We start from the raw sequence: 16,150 nt of genomic DNA on the forward strand, positions 1-16,150 counted from the left end.
CCCGATGCTCTCCCCCGGCGACCCGTCGGGCACCTTCGGGTACACGTCGCCGGTCCTGGTACCGATGAGCATATCGGGGTTCCTGTTGGTTCCGATTCCTCGCCAGCCACCCTGAGCCTTGACTTTCCCGGACGGCCCACCCAGCGCACCAACAACTGCTAAAACACGGCCTATCGCTTGGACCACGGGTCCGGGGGGCGGCGGGCCCGGGACGGCAGCGGTCAGGCCAGGAAGCGCTCGACGGCCTCGCGGGCGCGAGCGTTCGAGGCCGCAGCGTCGGCCAGGGACCGGGCGAGGGCATCGATCCACTCGTCCAGGCCCACGGGGCGCCGCGAGAGCACGATGCCCCGTACCTCGTGGCGGATCTCCCCGGCCACCCGGCCCCGGTCCATCCGCAGCAAGAGCCGCTGCGCCCCGAGCGCGACGTCCAGTGCGGCGACCGAACCCTCGCGCCCGGCCACCCGTTCCGCGAGGGAACGCCTGCGCTTGACCCGTACGGCGCCGGGCGGCAGCGAGTCCGCCAGGTTCGCAGACAGCACGTTGACGTAGAGGTTCAGGTCCGCGCTGTCCCGGCGCAGCGCCGCGGCCAGCAGTTCCACTTCCCGCTCAGGCATCGAGGCCCAGCACCATGGTCGGCCGGTCGATGACGTGGTCGTCGCGCAGCGGGCGCACCGCGGTCCCGATGGCGAAGAACTCGGTGGTGTGCGATCCCCAGCTGTGCGAGTGCTGCCTCAGCTGGACCGCCACGATCCCCTCGGCGTCCAGGGCCTTCCCCTCCGCCTGCATGCGGCTCATCGCCAGCTCGCGCGCGTCGTAGAGCGCCTGGGTGAACGTCTCGATCTCGACGTTGCGGCCCGTGGTGCTCAGCGCTTGGGCGAATCGCTGGTGCGCCACGTGGTACACGCACGACCCCATGACCATGTCCAACGGCGCGTATCCGGCCCGGATCAGCGTCCAGAAGTCCTGGCCGGACAGGTCCGAGGTGAACGGCCTGCCCTTGTTGTTGAGCCAGGTGCCGCCCGGTCCCGGGTCCGCACCGTCCGCCTTCACCGCCGTGCCGACCGCGATGAACTCGGCGATGTCCGAGCCGAACTCCTTGAACTCGATGTCCAGCCGCACCCCCACGACCCCGTCCGCCCCCAGAGCGCTCGCCTCGGCCTCCATCCGGCTCATCGCCAGATCGCGCGCGTGGTACATGGCCTGGGACAGCTTGGTCAGCTCCTGGTTCTTCGACCACCTGCCGAGCTGCACGCCGACGTGGTAGACCGACGAGCCGAGGACCAGGCCGAGCGGGCGGAAGCCGGCCTCGCGCACCAGCAGGAACTCGTTCACCGTCAGGTCCGAGGTGAAGAACGAGCCCTTCGCCCCCGGCTGGAGCTGCGCGAGCCGCCGCATCGCTCCCTCGGGTATTCCCTCGGCAGCCGGCTGCGCGACTCCCCCGGCCGCTTCCCGCCCCGTTGTCTCGGCCATGTCAGCCCTCGCGCTCCAGTCTCATGATGGTCAGTGGCCTGGGCCCGGCGGGCCGCCCGGAGCGGCCGAACCGGGCGATGGAGGTGCCGACGAAGACCGCCTCCGCGCTGAAGTCGCGCGCGTACCCGAAGCTGGGGCACTCGCTCTCGCGCACCCTCAACTCCACGTCGTCCACCACCACTCCGTCGGCACCGTGCTTCGCGGCATCGAGGGCCAGCTGTTTCCGGGCGTCCTGGCGGACGTGGTTGATCAGCTGGGTGTAGCCGTCGACCTCCTGGTTCCCGGCGGTCCAGTGGATCCGGCGGGAGGTGCGCCAGTCGTCGTGCCGGGCGTCGAGGGCGATGCCGAAGGCGAGTCCGGTGGGAACCCACCCGGCGTACAGGAGCTTGGCGAAGTCCTGACCGCTCAGGTGCGAGGTGAAGGGCACGCGCGGCCGGACGCGCGAGCGGGCCCGCACCGCGGTGCCCAGCGCGGTGAACTCCAGCCCGTCCTCCGAGAACTCGACCTCGCGGACCCGCAGCTCCATCCCGACGATCCCGTCGCCGCCGAGCGCACGGCACTCGGCCACCGCGCGGGCCAGCGCCACCCTGCGCGCCTCGTACATCGTCCTCACCAACTGCGAGAAGGACGAAGCCCACGCCGAGGACGGCACCTTCTTGCCGCCGGTGACCGACCACGCACCCGGGCAGCCCCAGAGGCCGGTGTACCCGATGGTGAAGACGGCCGTACCGAGCACCTGCCCGACCGGCTCGAACCCAACGCCCTTGACCGCCGCGAACTCCTCGACCGACAGCGCCGAGTCCCAGGTACCGCCGGCCCGGGGCTTTGCCGCCCCACCGGCAGCGCCCCCCGGCAGACCGGCGTCTCGTTGGTGTGTCATCGGCTCCTGTGCCATCGGCCTCTCGGCTGACCGCGCGGATCGCGTCGCCCTTTTCGGCAGCGTATGTCATCGGCCGGATGAGCGAAACGGAGATGAAGCTGCCGACCTCCACCAGCAAGACCTCGCCCACCGCGAACGCGTCCTCGGGCCCAAGCAGCCCGACACCCTCACCGATCGCAACCACCTCGCGCAACTCGGAACACAGGCACCATCCAGGCTTGCCGGTCCATGGCGTTGGGGGGTCTCCGGAACCGTAGGCGCGGGTGAGCGGGCTCTGCGCAGGCCATCGAACCGGTGCTCAGCCCGCAGCGGCAGCAGTTCCCTGACCGAACCTGCGCACCTCCGCCGCGTCCAGGCGCAGCGGGTGGCGGTAGACGCCGCCGTGGTCGATGGCGCGATCCGCGCTGACCTCGGCGACCAGGGCGGGGCGGACGAGGGTGGTGTCGAGGACGTCGCGGCTCCCCCACGTCGCCGAGAAGCGCACGCCCTCCCACGGATGCCCGGGCGCGGCCGCGGTGAGGTGCTCGGCGACCTGCCGAGCGGTGTCCGGGCGCAGCGGTACGGTGCGGCCGACCGCGCGCAGCCGGCGGTCCTGGTCGCGGCGGCCGAGGACGAGAAGTTGCGGGCGGGTCAGGGTGCCGGTGATCGCGCCGATGATCGCTTCGGTGGTGTCGCGTCTTCTGACCTTGGTCCAGCCGCGGTATCCGGGCAGGCAGCGCTGGGACATGCTCTTGATCTGGATGCCTTCGACGCCGGACACGTCCGTCCAGGACTCAAGCCACTCCCGTGCCTTGGCCAGGTCCGTCGTCATCGGGCACCACGTCCACGGGGCCGTCAGGGCGTGCTCGGAGAACAGCCCTTCCAGCAGGGCGCGCCGCTCGGCGTACGGGCGCGTCAAAAGCTCCTGGCCGTCGTCCTGCTGCAAGAGGTCGAAGGCGACGAAGTAGGCCGGCCACCGGGCGGCGAGGGCCGGCGGCGCCGCGAGCCCGGGTGGCGGCCCGGCGCTGCAACGCCTCGAACGACAACCGGCCCGCCTCGGCATCCCAGACGACCAGTCCGGCTCAACTTCTGTGGACCTGGATCGATGTGGCAGTGCGTCCGCAGGACGAGCCCGCCGGGGGCTCCCGGCTCAGACGGCCGCGGTGTGGCCCGCCGGTACCTCCTCGCCGGGGGCCACCGGCCCGGGCGGGGTGCCGTCGCCGAACGGCCGTCCGCCGAGCGCCGCCCGGCGGTGCGGCTCCAGCCAACCCGACAGGTCCGGGCCGCCCGGCACGATGCCGGTGGGGTTGATGTCGTCGTGCACCAGGTAGTAGTGCCGCTTGATGTGGTCGAAGTCGACGGTGTCGCCGAAGCCGGGTGTCTGGAACAGGTCCCGCGCGTACGCCCACAACACGGGCATCTCGCTCAGCTTGTGCCGGTTGCACTTGAAGTGGCCGTGGTAGACGGCGTCGAAGCGGACCAGCGTGGTGAACAGGCGCACGTCGGCTTCGGTGATCGTGTCGCCGACGAGGTACCGGGATCCCCCAAGCCGTTGCGAGAGCCAGTCCAGCCGCGCGAAGAGGCGCTCGTAGGCCGAGGTGTACGCCTCCTGTGACCCGGCGAACCCGGCCCGGTAGACGCCGTTGTTCACGTCCTCGTAGACCAGGCTGTTCACCGCGTCGATCTCCCGCTGCAGAGCGGCCGGGTAGAGATCGGGCGCCCGGGCCCGATGGTAGGGCCCCCACTCCAGCGACATATCGATTGTGATCTGCGCGAAATCGTTGGTCACCACCTCGCCCGACGGTACGTCCACGATCGCCGGCACCGTGATGCCACGGTCGTAGCCGGGATCGCGAGCGAGATAGGCGTCGCGCAGCCGTTCGATGCCCAGTACCGGGTCGCGGCCGCCCGGGTCGAGGTGGAAGGACCAGCTGCGCTCGTCGTGCTCCGGCCCGGCGACGGCCATGCCAAGGGCGTTCTCCAGCCCCAGGAGCCGGCGTACGATCACCGTCCGGCTCGCCCACGGACAGGCACGGCTGATCACCAGTCGGTAGCGGCCCGGCTCCACGGGGAACCCGTCACGCCCGTCTGCCGTGATGCGGGTGGTGATGTACTGGCTGTCGCGGGTGTACTCCTTGCCACGGTTCACGTAGCTCACGCCCTCGCAGATACCCGAAAACGGGGGCCGCAAGCGGCGGACGCCACTCAGAGATGCGCTGCGGTGTCGCGGCGGTCGCGTGGATGTGCGTGCCGTAGCCCGCCGGGGCGGACGTGCAATGGCAAGCACGGGCCGCCGCCGTGTCCGGCTCCGGTCACCCCGCCCGAACGGTCGGGCAACCGGCACGCGCCAGGGCCCCTGCGTGCGCTCCCCGACGGCGGGCTGACACTGGAGGCATGGATCCGAACGAAGCTCTGCGTCGGATCGCCTTCCTCCTCGAATGGCGCGGCGCGTCCCCGTACCGGGTGCGGGCCTTCCACACGGCAGCCGACGCCGCCCGCGACCTGCAACCGGGCCCGGTGGACGCCGCCCAGGCCAGACGACTGCGCGGCGTGGGCCCGGTCACCGCCGAGGTGATCTCCCAGGCATCCACCGGAGCGGTACCGAGCTACCTCGCCCGCCTGCAGGCCGAAGCCGGCCCGGGCGCCCAAGCCGGCTGGGACCTGGCGGCTGCGAGCACCGGGGACTGCCACCTGCACTCCGACTGGTCGGACGGCGGCAGCCCGCTCGAGGACATGGCCGAGGCGGCCCGCGCCCTGGGCCACCAATGGGCCGTTCTGACGGATCATTCGCCGCGGCTGACGATCGCCCATGGCCTGAGCCCGGATCGGCTCAAACGCCAACTACAGGCCGTGGCCGCCATGAATTCCAGGATGGGCCCAGACTTTCGGCTGCTCACCGGCATCGAGTGCGACATCCTCGAGGACGGCTCGCTCGACCAGGACGAAGACCTGCTCGGCCGTCTCGACATCGTCGTGGCATCCGTGCACTCCAAGCTCCGATCGGAACCCGAGCCCATGACCGCCCGCCTGCTGGCTGCGGTGCGCAACCGGCACGTCGACGTCCTGGGGCACTGCACAGGGCGGATCATCACGGGTCGGGGGCGCCCGGAGTCCCGCTTCGACGCCGAGGCCGTGTTCGCCGCGTGCGCAGAGGCCGGTACCGCGGTGGAGATCAACTGGACCTGGCCGCTCGGGCGGCTGCTGACCAGCAGAAGCGGCCGAGCGTGAACCACCTAACGCGCAGGGAGCAATGCGGGTGGGGCGGAAGATGTCGGCCAGGATCCGGGAGGCTGTGGCCACCCTCCACAGCACCGGTGGGACCGTCACCGTCAAGGGCGGCGCCGCAGACAACGGCGGCGCGGGCGGCGGCGCCGTCCGCAGCGGCACGAGCAGAGTGGGCGCCTTGATGCGGCCGACGAGGTTCGTGATGTCCATCGACTCGATGAGTCCGGCGGGAGACCAGAAGTCGGTGAACATCTTGCCCTTGCGGGCGTCGAGCATCGCCGGAACGGAGAAGGGCTCGATGCGCTTCTTCAACGCCGCGGCCGCGTCCGGGGGCAGCTCGGGGACGACCTCCTCGTTCCAGATGGTGTTCGTCTCCTCTTTTGTCCAGGGTGACGATCTTCCGGAGCTCCGGAGATGTAGAGCTGGTCGTCCGCCGTCAGGAGTAGCTCTCCCTGCGGAACGGAGTCATGGTTGCTGTGCTGGTCGGAGAGGCTGGGCCATGTCTGTCCGGCCCGCAGGAAGCCGGCCGGCGCCCCTGTGGATGCGGCAGACGGTGAGCGCGCCGGATGACGACTGCTGCGGGACTGCCCGCACTGGGCACGACCTGTACGAGCGCCGACCTTGTCGGCCGCTGTGTCCTCAGAGGCGGAGGATGGCCAGGGCGGTGTCGTCGGTGACGCCAGCGGGCGGGATCAGGTCCCTCAGGAGGGCGTCGGCGCGCTGGCCGGGGTCGGCGGTGCGGTGACGGGTGAGGGAGTCGGCGAGCCGGTGGAGGCCGGTGTCGATGTCTTCGTGGCGGCGCTCGATGAGTCCGTCCTCCGTCGCCGACCCGGGTCCGTCGTCAGGACGTGGGCTCCTCGGCCCCCACCAGCCACATCGCGAAGAACTGCGCGCCGCCGCCGTACGCGTGGCCCAGGGCCCGCCGAGCTCCCGGAACCTGGTGTTCCCCGGCCTGGCCGCGGACTTGGAGGGCGGCTTCCGCGAAGCGGATCATCCCGGAGGCGCCGATCGGGTTGGTGGACAGGACCCCGCCGGAGGGATTGACCGGAAGGTCCCCGTCGAGTTCGGTGACCCCCGCCTCGGTGAGCTTCCAGCCCTCGCCCTCCGCCGCGAACCCGAGGTTCTCCAGCCACATCGGCTCGTACCAGGAAAAGGGCACGTACATCTCCACCGCGTCGATCTCCCGGCGCGGATCCGTGATCCCGGCCTGGCGGTAGACGTCGGCCGCGCAGTCCTTGCCGGCCTGCGGCGAGACGAAGTCCTTGCCCGCGAAGAGGGTCGGCTCGCTGCGCATCGCCCCGCCGTGCACCCAGGCGGCCGGCTTCGGCGCACGGGCCGCGCCCGCCCGGTCGGTGAGGACCATCGCGCAGGCGCCGTCCGAGGAGGGGCAGGTCTCGGAGTACCGGATCGGGTCCCACAGCATCGGCGAGGCCAGGACCTTCTCCAGGGTGATGTCGTGCTCGTGGAGGTGCGCGTAGGGGTTCTTCAGGGCGTTGCGCCGGTCCTTGTAGGCGACCAGCGAGCCCACCGTGTCGGGCGCGCCGGTGCGCCGCATGTACGCGCGCACGTGCGGGGCGAAGAACCCGCCCGCACCCGCCAGCAGCGGCTGCTGGAAGGGGACGGGGAGGGAGAGCCCCCACATGGCGTTCGACTCGGACTGCTTCTCGAAGGCGAGGGTGAGGACGGTCCGGTGGACGCGCGCCGCCACGAGGTTGGAGGCGACGAGGGCGGTGGACCCGCCGACCGAACCGGCCGTGTGCACGCGCAGCATCGGCTTGCCGACCGCGCCGAGCGCGTCGGCCAGGTACAGCTCCGGCATCATCACCCCCTCGAAGAAGTCGGGGGCCTTGCCGATGACGACGGCGTCGATGTCCGCCCAGGTCAGCTCGGCGTCGGCGAGTGCGCGCGCCGCCGCCTCGCGGACCAGTCCGGCGATGGATACGTCGTGGCGGGCGGCCACGTGCTTGGTCTGGCCGATGCCGACGACGGCGACCGGTTCCTTGCCGGACCTGCCGGTTGCGCTCATGCTCGGTCCCCTTCCAGGACGGCGACCAGGTTCTGCTGCAGGCAGGGGCCGGAGGTGGCGTGGGCGACGGCCCGGTCGGACTCGCCGCGGTGGATGCGGGCGGCCGCCTCGCCGATGCGGATCAGGCCGGCGGCCATGACCGGGTTGGCCGCGAGCGCTCCGCCGGAGGGGTTGACGCTCACGCCGTCCCCGAGCCCGAGTGCCTTGCGGAGCACCACTTCCTGGGAGGAGAACGGCGCGTGCAGTTCCGCCGTGTCCACCGGCGCCTCGAAGACGCCCGCGTGTTCGGCGGCGATCCGGGTGGACGGGGAGTCGGTGAGGTCGCGCAGGCCGAGGCTGTGCGCCTCGATGCGGTGGTCGATGCCGGTGATCCAAGCCGGGCGTTCGCACAGCTGCCGGGCCAGGTCGCCGGCCGCCAGGATCACGGCGGCCACGCCGTCTCCGACGGGCGGGCAGTCCCCGGTGCGCAGCGGCCGGACCTGGTAGTCGCCTTGTGGGACCGAACCGCTCAGCTGGGCGTGCGGGTTGGTCCCGGCGGCGGCCCGGCTGCGCGCTCCGATGGCGGCCAGGGCGGGCTCGTCGGTCTGCCCCGCGTCGATGAGGGCCTGGGCCTGGAGGGCGGCGAGGGCCACCGAGTCGGGCCAGAGGGGCGCCACGTAGTACGGGTCGAGCTGCCGGGTCAGGACGTCCCGTACCGAGCCGGGCGAGGACTTTCCGTACGAGTAGACGAGCGCGGTGTCGGCCTCGCCGGTCTGGATCTTGACCCAGGCCTCGTAGAGGGCCCAGGCGCCGTCCATCTCCACGTGCGACTCGGAGATCGGCGGCCAGGCGCCGACCCCGTCGAGGGTCATGGTGAAGGAGAAGGCCCGGCCGGCCAGGTAGTCGCTGGAGCCGGAGCAGGTGAAGCCGATCTCCCCGGCCTTCAGGCCGGTCGCCGCCAGTACCTGGTGCAGGACCGGCATGACCATTTCGACTTCGCTGAGCTCGTCGGTGCGGCGCAGGTGGGCGCTCTGCGCGAAGGCGACCACCGCGACCTCACGGGCGTGTCGGGCCATCAGATGAGCTCCTTGTACGCGTCGTAGTCCGCGTCCGGCTCGCCGGTGGGGCGGTAGTGGTCGGGGTAGCGGCCGCCCTCGGTCCACACGGGCTCGACCCGCAGGCCCATGCGCACCTGGTCGTACGGGATGCCGCCGATCCGGCCGTGGAGGGCGAGGCCGGCGCCGTCGAGGGCGATGTGGGCGTAGACGTACGGGACCTCGATGTCGAGGTTCTTGGCCTTGATGTTGACGATGCAGTACGTGGTGACCGTGCCCGCGGGGCCGACCTCCACCTGGTCGGTGGTGGCCACGCCGCAGGTGGGGCAGGCGCCGCGCGGAGGGACGTACACCTTGTGGCAGGAGGGGCAGCGCTCGCCGACCGTCTTCCGCTCGGAGAGGGCGTTGATGTAGGCGGTCTGGGCGCGGCCCGGGCTGTAGACGTAGTCCAGGCGGGCCTGCGCGACGATGCCGGTGACGGCGCCGGTGAAGTCCCCGTCGTGCGGGGCGGCCTCGCCGCCCGCCGGGCCCTCGTACGGTTCGAAGCAGGCGATGTCGGTGATGGCGCCGGTGCGCTCGGCGGCCCAGCGGACGCGCACCCGCATGCCGGTGTGCACGGCCTCGGGGCCGGGTGCGTCGAGGGCGTGCAGGAGGGCGGTGTCCGCACCGTCGAGCTTGACCAGCACCCAGGCGAAGGGGGTGTCCAGGGGCTGGTGGGGGCGGGGCCGGCCGTTCCACGCCCAGGTGGTGACGGTGCCGGTGGCGGCGACCTCGACGAGCTCGCGGATTTCCTCGGCGGTGACGGGGTCGTACTCGACGGGAGGGACCATCACCTTCCCGTCGGCCGTCTTCACCCCGAGGACGACGCCTTCGCGCAGGCCGGTGAGGAAGGCGCTCTGGACGGGGCCGAGGGACCGGGTGAACGGAAACTCGACGACCAGGGGCGCGCGGAGCACCTCCGGTGGGGAGGCAGCTGTCATGGTGGCTCTCCGATGTGTTGATTGCGAATGGCTCCCGCAGCCCCGCCGGCGCATCCTGCCTCGCCGGCGCTCGAGGCGCGGGGTCCGGGGGCTGGAGCCCCGGTCTTTGAGCACCGCCGGCACATCCCGGCCCCGCCGGCGTTCGAGGCGCCGGGGTACGCGGCGGAGCCCTGGCGGGCGCGACGGGCGGCTACTCCCGCCGGTACAGCGCGGGCCGCTTCTCCGCGAAGGCCCGCGCCCCCTCCTTCGCGTCCGCCGTGTCGAAGATCGGCCACCCCCGCAGCAGCTCCGAGGCCAGCCCCTCCGTCTCCGTCATCCCGGCCGTCTCGTAGACCGACGCCTTCACCGCCTCCACGGCCAGCGGCCCGCACGCGTTGATCCGCTCCGCGGTCTCCAGCGCCGCCTCCAGTGCCGTGCCGTCCGGCACCACGCGCCCGACGAGCCCGATCCGAGCCGCCTCCTCCGCGGAGTACGGCCGACCGGTCAGCAGCATCTCGAGGGCGTGCGTGCGCGGGATCTGGCGCGGCAGCCGCACCGTGGAGCCGCCGATCGGGAACAGCCCCCGCTTGACCTCGAAGAGCCCGAAGGTGGCTCCTTCGCCCGCCACCCGGATGTCGGTGCCCTGCAGGATCTCCGTCCCGCCCGCCACGCAGTAGCCTTCCACCGCCGCGACCACCGGCTTGCGCGGCCGGTGGTGACGGAGCATCGCCTTCCAGTGCAGGTCGGGATCGGCCTTGAGGCGGTCCCGGTACTGGTCGCCCGCCATCCCCTTCCCGGCCAGCGCCTTGAGGTCCATGCCGGCGCAGAAGTCCCCGCCGGCGCCGGTCAGGACCACCGAGCGGATCGTGTCGTCGGCGTCCGCCTCCAGCCAGCCGTCGTACAGGCCCACCAGCAGCGGCAGCGAGAGCGCGTTCTTCGCCTCGGGCCTGTTCATGGTGAGCACCAGCGTGGCGCCGTGCCGTTCCACGGTCAGGTGTTCTGTCCCACCCATTGCCGTCCTCCCGTCTCAAGACCTAGAACAGGTTGCAGTAGGGGCGGGTGCAGTTCAATAGTTTTCTGACACTCAGTCAGATTTCTTGGGCGGCGCCCTTCCCAGTTGCCGGCTCCGGCGCTCTAATGACCGCCGAGCAGACCAGCCACGGGGCCAGTCGTCGGGAACGTTCGGGGTCAGGAGGAACGGTGGAGTACAACCTTGCCGACCTGTTCGAGTCGGTCGTGGACGTGGTCCCGGACCGTGAGGCCCTCGTCTACGTGGACCACCCCGGGACCGGTGCCGAGCGCCGCCTCACGTACGCGGAGCTGGACGCGGCGGCGAACCGGATCGCGCACCACCTGCTGGACAGCGGCCTGAAGCCCGGCGAGCACCTGGGGCTGCACCTCTACAACGGGATCGAGTACCTGCAGACCGTGCTGGCCTGCCTGAAGGCCCGGCTGGTCCCGGTGAACGTCAACTACCGGTACGTGGAGGAGGAGCTGGTCTACCTCTACAACGACGCCGATCTCGCCGCGCTCGTCTTCGAGGGCGAGTTCACCGAGCGGGTCGCGGCCGCCCTGCCGCAGACGACGAAGCTCCGGCACCTGATCCGGGTCGGAGACGCCCCGGGGGGCGCCCCGGAGCCCTCGATCGCGCCGGTGGCGTACGAGGAAGCCGAGGCGGCCGGCTCGCCCGAGCGGGGTTTCCCGCCGCGCAGCCCCGACGACCTGTTCATCATCTACACCGGCGGCACGACGGGCATGCCCAAGGGCGTCATGTGGCGGGCGGAGGACCTCTTCTTCGCCGGGCTCTTCGGCGGCGAGCCGTCGGGCGAGCCGGTGAAGCGGCCGGAGGAGCTGGCCGAAAGGGTCGCGTCGAAGGGCGCCGGGCTCACCTTCTTCCCCGCTCCCCCGCTGATGCACGGCACGTCGACCCTGACCTCGTTCATCGCCTTCAACTACGGCCAGCGGGTGGTCATCCACCGCAAGTACGCGCCCGAAGAGGTGCTCCGCACCATCGAGAAGGAGAAGGTCTCCAGCGTGTCGCTGGTCGGCGACGCGATGCTCAGGCCGCTCATCGACGCCCTGAAGGGCCCGCTCCGGGGCACGGACTTGTCCTCGCTGTTCAGCGTGTCCTCGTCCGGGGCGATCATGTCGGAGACGGTGCGCGCCGAGTTCCAGCGGCTGGTGCCGAACGTGCTCCTCCTGAACAACTTCGGGTCGTCCGAGTCCGGCTCCAACGGCCGGGCCGCGGACGACTCCGGCCCGGAGAAGGGCTTCCGCCTGGTGGTCAACGACCGTACGCAGGTGGTCGATCCGGTGACGCACGAGCCGGTCGCGGTCGGCGTGCCGGGGCGGCTCGCGCAGCGCGGGCACGTCCCGCTCGGCTACTACAACGACCCGGCCAAGACCGCCGAGACCTTCTTCCAGAAGGGCGCGGAGCGCTGGGTGCTGCTCGGCGACATGGCGACGGTCGACGAGCAGGGCATCGTCACGGTGCTCGGGCGGGGCTCGCAGTGCATCAACACGGGTGGCGAGAAGGTGTATCCGGAGGAGGTGGAACAGGCGCTGAAGTCCCACCCCGACGTGTACGACGCCCTGGTCGCCGGGGTCCCGGATCCGACGTGGGGCAGCCACGTGGCCGCGGTGGTCCAGGTCCGCGCGGGCTCGCCGGTGCCGACGCTGGACGAGATCCAGAGCCACTGCCGCACCCGCCTGGCGGGCTACAAGATCCCGCGCCAACTCGTCGTCGCACCCGCCATCCAGCGCTCCCCGAGCGGCAAGGCCGACTACCGCTGGGCGAAGGCGGTGGCGACGGAGGCGGACGCGGCCCCCCAGGGGTAGCGGCGGCGGGGACGGCTCCTGCGCGCCCGGGCCACGCGACCGCGGCTGCACGCCGAAGGCGTCGACGTCGCCGAGGACGCCCTCGTGCGGGCCGGCTCGGCAGCCCGCGCGGCAGCGGGCCGGCCGGGCCTCCGGGAACGCCTCGTCCCCCACCCGTGGGCAGCCGAGGACTTCGTCCCGCCGCAGCCGTTCGACCTCGTGCTGAGCATCGGGGCCCCGCACGCCTTCGGCGGCCTGCTCTCCACGCCTTCGGCGCTCTGCTCCCCACGCTCGCGGCGGCCCGCAGGCACCTGGCTCCAGGCGGCGGCGTCCTGATCGGTGAAGGGGTACGGGACCGCACCCCGGCCCCGGAGGAGATCGAGCCGCCCGGGGACTTCACCGACCCGGCGACGCCGTGGACCGCGTCGTGGCCGACGGATGGACCCCCGTCTCCGGGCACGTCAGCACGCGCCGCGAGCTGGACGACTGCCGGCTGACCGAGCTCGGGGCGCGGGACCCGGTCCAGCCCGCCCACGGGCAGTTCGCCGGGCTCGCAGGTCGGCCTGCTCGCCGCCGTCAGGTGCCGCAGGTGAGGAAGCGCTCCACCCTGGCCGCGAACCAGGCGGCGTCATCCAGCCACGGGAAGTGCCCGGCCCCGGACTGGACGTCGAGCGATCCCGCAGGGAACAGCGCGGCGAGCCGGCCGGCCAGCGCCGGACGGGGGTTCCCGTCCAGTTCCCCGGCCAGCACCAGCACCTCGCCCGTGAGCCGCCGCAGGCCTTCCCGGGTGGCGGGCGGGTCGAAGGCGCCGGGGCCCGCGTAGGCGTCGACGGCCTTCTCGTTCTGCTGCCGTCCGTTCGCCGCGCAGCCCGGGCCGTCTCGTCCCAGCGTCCGTAGAACAGCGGCGCGGCCAGGTCCCAGTCCGCTTCGCCACGGCCGTCGCCCGCGAGGATGCGCTCGTAGGCCTCGATGGCCGTGTCGTACGACTCGGTTCCCGCGCGGAGCCGGGCCCCCTCCAGTCGCTGCTCCGGGGTGACCGGGAGGTCCACCGCCCACGCCGTCGGGGTGACCAGGACGGTCCGGCGCAGCCGCTGCGGGTGCGCGGCCGCGTAGAGCTGGACGAGGTTGCCGCCGGCCGAGTGCGCGAGGAGGTCCATGCGCTCCAGGCCGAGGTGGATCCGGAGCGCCTCGACGTCGGCGACCTGGTGGTCGACGCGGTACGTCGACTCGTCGGCCGGTATCGCGGAGTCGCCCGTACCGCGCAGGTCGAGCAGGATGAGACGGCGGCCGGCGGCCAGTCCGCCGAGGTCGCCCAGCTACTCGGAGGCCCGCATGGCGCCGCCAGGGAGGCAGATCAGCGGTTCGCCCTCGCCGTGCGGGTGATAGGCGAGTTCGGTGCCGTCGTAGGTGGTGAAGGTAGGCATGGGAGCCATCACAACAGACGATCACTCGTTCGAGTCATTGATTTAGCCGGCCCGGCCCTGGCAATCTACCGAATGATCGTTCGGTTCACTCAGGATGAGGTGACGGCATGGCGCTGCACGCGGATCTCCACGACGAGGGCGAGCGGCTGAGCCGCGACGAGCTGGCCGCCCTCCAGCTGACGCGGCTGCGCGCGACCCTGCACCGCGCCTACGACAAGGTGCCGTTCTACCGGCAGGCCTTCGACAAGGCGGGCGTCCATCCGGACGACTGCCGCTCGCTCGCCGATCTCGCCCAGTTCCCCTTCACCGCCAAGGCAGATCTGCGCGACCAGTACCCCTTCGGGATGTTCGCCGTGCCCCGCTCCGAGGTGCGCCGCATCCACGCCTCCAGCGGCACCACCGGGCGTCCCACGGTCGTGGGGTACACCGACGGGGACCTCTCCACCTGGGCCGATGTTGTCGCGCGGTCCATACGTGCCGCGGGCGGCCGGCCGGGCCAGATCGTCCACATCGCCTACGGCTACGGGCTGTTCACCGGCGGGCTCGGCGCGCACTACGGTGCGGAGCGCCTCGGCTGTACGGTCGTGCCCGCCTCGGGCGGGATGACGGACCGCCAGGTCCGGCTCATCGAGGACTTCCGGCCGGAGGTCATCATGGTGACCCCGTCCTACATGCTGACCCTCCTCGACGAGATGGAGCGCCAGGGCATCGATCCCCGCGCCACCTCGCTCCGGACCGGCATTTTCGGCGCGGAGCCGTGGACCGAGGAGATGCGCCGGGAGATCGAGGAGCGGCTCGGCATAGACGCGGTGGACATCTACGGCCTGTCCGAGGTCATGGGCCCGGGCGTGGCTCAGGAATTCGCCTCGCACAAGGACGGCCTGCACATCTGGGAGGACCACTTCTACCCGGAGGTGGTCGATCCGCTGACGGGCGCGGTCCTGCCGGAGGGAGAGCAGGGCGAGCTGGTGTTCACCTCGCTCACCAAGGAGGCCATGCCCGTCATCCGCTACCGCACCCGGGATCTGACGCGGCTGCTGCCCGGCACGGCACGGCCCGCGTTCCGCCGGATGGAGAAGATCACAGGCCGCAGCGACGACATGATCATCCTGCGTGGCGTGAACCTGTACCCGACCCAGATAGAGGAGATACTCCTGCGGACGGCCGGCCTGGCTCCGCACTTCCAGCTGCGGCTGACGCGGGAGGGACGGATGGACGCCCTGACGGTACGGGTGGAGGCCCGCCGGGAGACGGACGCGGAGGAGCGGGAGGCCGCGGCCGCCCAGGTGGTCCGGGCCGTCAAGGAGGGGATCGGGGTATCGCTCCGGGTCGAGGTGGTCGACCCGGAGACGCTGGAGCGTTCGGTGGGGAAGATCAAGCGGCTGGTGGACCTCCGCGGTGAGGGGGCGGTTGCGGACATGCGTCCGGGCGGCTGAAACCACCCCTTCGGGCCCAATTCCGGGCGGCTCCCGGGAGCGGGATCGACCTCGCGGGTAGTGCATGACCTGTGACCTCGACCTTCCGGCAGCTCCACGACCGGCTCCAGGGCTCCCACATCGGGCTGGCCTGGAGCCGGGGCCGGGAGATGGAGCTGATGCACCGGGCGATGGGCTTCGCGGCCCTCGGGTTCCTCACCCTGGTGCCGCTGCTGGTGGTGGTCGCGGCCGCCGCGCCCGGCAGCGGTTCCGGGTTCGGCCGGTGGCTCGGCCAGGCCCTCGGGGTGGCTCCGTCCTCGCGGGCCCGGGTCGAGATGCTGTTCAGTGCCGCGGACCTGGCGCTACAGCGGACCACCGCCTTCGGTCTGGCCGCACTCGCCGTGTTCGGCCTGACCTTCGGCTCGGCCGTGCAGACCGGGTACGAGAAGGTCTGGGACCTGCCGACCGCCCGCTGGCACACCATGTGGCGGCACGTCGTCTGGCTCGCCCTGCTGGTCTGCTACCTCGCCCTGCTCGTCGGGATTCCCGCGCCCTCGGACGACGCCATCGGCACGGTCTTCGGCACGACGGGCGACCTCCTCGGGACCTGCCTGTTCTTCGTCGCCTCCCAGCGTCTGCTGCTCGGCGGCCGGGTGCGCTGGCGGGCGCTGGTGCCGGGGGCGGTGGCGACCAGCCTCGGCCTCCTGGGGCTGCGGGTCTTCTCCCAGATGGTGTTCTCTCCGCTCATCGCGTCCAACGCGGTGACGTACGGCCCCTTCGGCACGCTGCTGGTCGTCCAGTCCTGGCTGGTCGGCGTCGGCTTCGTGGTCTACGGCGGCGCACTCGTCGGCCGCCTCGTCCACGAACACTTCACCCTGCGGCGCCTCCGCCGCAGCGGCCTCCTGCCCCCCGAGGCCTTCC

General features: G+C 71.9%; 12 protein-coding genes and 4 pseudogenes. 5 read left to right on the plus strand and 11 right to left on the minus strand.

Annotated features, from left to right (window positions below):
• Positions 1 to 221: 221 nt before the first annotated feature.
• From PV721_RS14010 to PV721_RS14030, 5 genes are all read right to left on the minus strand, one after another.
• The gene (locus PV721_RS14010; RefSeq protein WP_319723881.1) at positions 222 to 614 is read right to left on the minus strand and encodes a hypothetical protein; all 393 of its coding nucleotides are present in this window, start codon (positions 612 to 614) and stop codon (positions 222 to 224) included.
• On the minus strand, positions 607 to 1,470 hold the full coding sequence (locus tag PV721_RS14015) for a heavy metal-binding domain-containing protein (RefSeq protein WP_319723882.1): 864 nt from the start codon (positions 1,468 to 1,470) through the stop codon (positions 607 to 609). Before PV721_RS14015 ends, PV721_RS14010 begins: the two co-directional genes overlap by 8 nt.
• A gap of 1 nt (position 1,471) precedes the next feature.
• Positions 1,472 to 2,350, minus strand: coding sequence for a heavy metal-binding domain-containing protein (locus PV721_RS14020; protein ID WP_319723884.1), 879 nt, complete (start codon positions 2,348 to 2,350; stop codon positions 1,472 to 1,474).
• Between the two features lie 298 nt (positions 2,351 to 2,648).
• On the minus strand, positions 2,649 to 3,275 hold the full coding sequence (locus PV721_RS14025) for a hypothetical protein (RefSeq protein WP_319723886.1): 627 nt from the start codon (positions 3,273 to 3,275) through the stop codon (positions 2,649 to 2,651).
• A 204-nt stretch (positions 3,276 to 3,479) separates the two neighbouring features.
• Positions 3,480 to 4,487: a glutathione S-transferase family protein gene (locus PV721_RS14030; protein ID WP_416371092.1), complete on the minus strand. Its 1,008-nt coding sequence runs from the start codon at positions 4,485 to 4,487 to the stop codon at positions 3,480 to 3,482.
• Positions 4,488 to 4,723: 236 nt separating this feature from the next.
• Here PV721_RS14030 and PV721_RS14035 point away from each other — a divergent pair.
• Positions 4,724 to 5,506: pseudogene (locus PV721_RS14035) on the plus strand (PHP domain-containing protein); the annotation flags it as partial.
• 687 nt (positions 5,507 to 6,193) lie between these two features.
• Here the strand turns inward: PV721_RS14035 and PV721_RS14040 are convergent.
• The 5 genes and pseudogenes from PV721_RS14040 to PV721_RS14060 all read right to left on the minus strand — a co-directional run.
• A pseudogene (locus tag PV721_RS14040) lies at positions 6,194 to 6,370 on the minus strand (SpoIIE family protein phosphatase); the annotation flags it as partial.
• Positions 6,371 to 6,395: 25 nt separating this feature from the next.
• Positions 6,396 to 7,580, minus strand: a complete 1,185-nt coding sequence (locus PV721_RS14045) for a thiolase domain-containing protein (RefSeq protein WP_319723890.1) — start codon at positions 7,578 to 7,580, stop codon at positions 6,396 to 6,398.
• A complete protein-coding gene (locus PV721_RS14050) occupies positions 7,577 to 8,635 on the minus strand; it encodes a thiolase domain-containing protein (RefSeq protein WP_319723892.1) in 1,059 nt (352 codons plus the stop codon). The genes PV721_RS14045 and PV721_RS14050 overlap by 4 nt, the downstream gene beginning before the upstream one ends.
• The gene (locus tag PV721_RS14055) at positions 8,635 to 9,594 is read right to left on the minus strand and encodes a Zn-ribbon domain-containing OB-fold protein (RefSeq protein WP_319723893.1); all 960 of its coding nucleotides are present in this window, start codon (positions 9,592 to 9,594) and stop codon (positions 8,635 to 8,637) included. Before PV721_RS14055 ends, PV721_RS14050 begins: the two co-directional genes overlap by 1 nt.
• A gap of 190 nt (positions 9,595 to 9,784) precedes the next feature.
• Complete coding sequence (locus PV721_RS14060; protein WP_319723895.1) at positions 9,785 to 10,585, minus strand: crotonase/enoyl-CoA hydratase family protein; 801 nt, start codon at positions 10,583 to 10,585, stop codon at positions 9,785 to 9,787.
• A gap of 188 nt (positions 10,586 to 10,773) precedes the next feature.
• Between PV721_RS14060 and PV721_RS14065 the strand changes: the two genes are divergently transcribed.
• Positions 10,774 to 12,411 carry an acyl-CoA synthetase gene (locus PV721_RS14065; RefSeq protein WP_319723897.1) on the plus strand — a complete coding sequence of 546 codons (1,638 nt, stop codon included), beginning with the start codon at positions 10,774 to 10,776 and terminating at the stop codon, positions 12,409 to 12,411.
• 15 nt (positions 12,412 to 12,426) lie between these two features.
• Positions 12,427 to 12,877 (plus strand): annotated as a pseudogene (locus PV721_RS14070) (SAM-dependent methyltransferase); the annotation flags it as partial.
• Positions 12,878 to 12,966: 89 nt separating this feature from the next.
• On the opposite strand, the pseudogene PV721_RS14075 reads toward PV721_RS14070, so the two are convergent.
• A pseudogene (locus PV721_RS14075) lies at positions 12,967 to 13,814 on the minus strand (alpha/beta fold hydrolase).
• A 107-nt stretch (positions 13,815 to 13,921) separates the two neighbouring features.
• On the opposite strand from PV721_RS14075, the gene paaK reads away from it, so the two are divergent.
• Positions 13,922 to 15,250, plus strand: coding sequence for a phenylacetate--CoA ligase PaaK (gene paaK / locus PV721_RS14080; RefSeq protein ID WP_319723900.1), 1,329 nt, complete (start codon positions 13,922 to 13,924; stop codon positions 15,248 to 15,250).
• Positions 15,251 to 15,321: 71 nt separating this feature from the next.
• Positions 15,322 to 16,150, plus strand: an 829-nt coding sequence (locus tag PV721_RS14085; protein WP_319723902.1) for a YhjD/YihY/BrkB family envelope integrity protein, incomplete at its 3' end; no start/stop codon positions are given.

The organism is Streptomyces sp. MB09-01 (genome assembly GCF_033794505.1).
In the GTDB taxonomy this organism is placed as follows: domain Bacteria; phylum Actinomycetota; class Actinomycetes; order Streptomycetales; family Streptomycetaceae; genus Streptomyces.